The organism is Streptomyces sparsus (assembly GCF_054776295.1).
Genome location: NZ_BAAHCA010001070.1, coordinates 1 through 1,505 on the forward strand (window position 1 = coordinate 1; position 1,505 = coordinate 1,505).

Annotated in this window: 3 protein-coding genes; all 3 read right to left on the minus strand. The window is 74.2% G+C overall.

Annotated elements, in window-relative coordinates; all coding sequences use genetic code 11:
* Window positions 1–662: thiazole synthase (locus tag ACYVE9_RS26360; RefSeq protein ID WP_461030406.1), on the minus strand; the 662-nt coding region annotated here is incomplete at its 3' end.
* Between the two features lie 108 nt (window positions 663–770).
* Window positions 771–971 carry a sulfur carrier protein ThiS gene (gene thiS / locus ACYVE9_RS26365; protein WP_461030404.1) on the minus strand — a complete coding sequence of 67 codons (201 nt, stop codon included), beginning with the start codon at window positions 969–971 and terminating at the stop codon, window positions 771–773.
* The coding region (locus tag ACYVE9_RS26370) for an FAD-dependent oxidoreductase (protein ID WP_461030405.1) at window positions 968–1,505 on the minus strand (538 nt) is incomplete at its 5' end. The genes thiS and ACYVE9_RS26370, both read right to left, overlap by 4 nt.

Genomic DNA, 1,505 nt, shown 5'->3' on the forward strand with positions numbered 1-1,505 from the left:
ATCCGGCCCGCCCGCCGCGCCAGCCGCCCGGCGACGACCGCGTGCCGCATCGCCTCGACCATCAGCACCGGCTCCTGGGCGCGGGTCACCGCCGAGGCGAGCATCACCGCGTCGCAACCCAGCTCCATGGCCAACGCGACGTCGGAGGCGGTACCGGCGCCCGCGTCGAGGATCACCGGGACCCGGGCGCGGTCGGTGATGAGCTGGAAGTTGTGCGGGTTGCGGATGCCCAGACCGGAACCGATGGGGGACCCCAGCGGCATCACGGCGGCGCAGCCGACGTCCTCCAGCTTGCGGGCCAGCACCGGGTCGTCGTTGGTGTAGGGCAGCACGGTGAAGCCGTCGTCGACGAGCACCTCGGCGGCGTCCAGCAACTCGACCGGATCGGGCAGCAGTGTCCGCTCGTCGGCGATCACCTCCAGCTTCACCAGGTCGGTGCCCAGCGCCTCCCGGGCCAGCCGGGCGGTCAGCACCGCCTCACCCGCGGTGTAGCAGCCCGCCGTGTTCGGCAGCGCCCGGATGCCCAGCCGCTCCAGCACCGAGAGCACCGACCCCCGCACCGACGGGTCGAGCCGGCGCATCGCCACCGTCGTCAGCTCGGTCCCGGACGCGACGAGCGCCCGTTCCAGCACGTCCAGGCTCGGAGCGCCGCCCGTTCCCATGATCAGCCGGGAGCCGAGCCGCAGGCCCCCCACCGTGAACGCGTCGCCGCTCTCCGCGGCGGACGCCGGGGAGCGGGGGAAGGTGTCGCCACTGTCGGTCGTCATCGGTCAGCCTCCCTGCACCGCGGTGAGGATCTCCACGCGGTCGCCGTCGTCCAACGCGGTCCCGGACCAGCTGCCGCGCGGTACCACCGTCTCGTTGACGGCCACGGCGACGCCGCTTCCCGCGGTGGTGACCGTCGCGACCAGGGCGTCCAGCGTCAGTCCGTCCCGCTCGTCGCGCGGCTCGCCGTTCAACTGGATCCTCATACCGGAACCTCCTGGGACGTGGAGTGGAAACGGCGGGGGGAGAAGGGCCTGGCCGACTCGGGCAGCTCGCCGGTCGCCAGTGCCTCGGCGACGGCGTCACCGGTGACCGGCGTCAGCAGTACCCCGTTGCGGTAGTGCCCGGTCGCCAGGTGCAGGCCCGGCAGCCCGGTCGGCCCCAGCAGCGGCGCGTTGTCCGGGGAACCCGGACGCAGGCCGGCCCTGGTCTCCACCAGCGGCAGCTCGGTGATGCCGGGCACCAGCTCGTGCGCGTCCCGCAGCAGCTCGTAGACGCCGCCCGCGGTCACCGTCGTGTCCCGGCCCATCTCCTCGCTGGTCGCGCCCAGCACCAGTTCACCGCCGACCCGCGGCACCAGGTACACCTGACTGCCGCGGACGACCGCCCGGACCGTGCGGGACAGGAAGGGGCCGTACTCCGGCGGCACGCGCAGCCGCAGCACCTGGCCCTTCACCGGCCGCACCGGCGGCACCACCTCCGGCGGCAGCCCGGCCAGGTCGGCGCTCTCACTGCCCGCG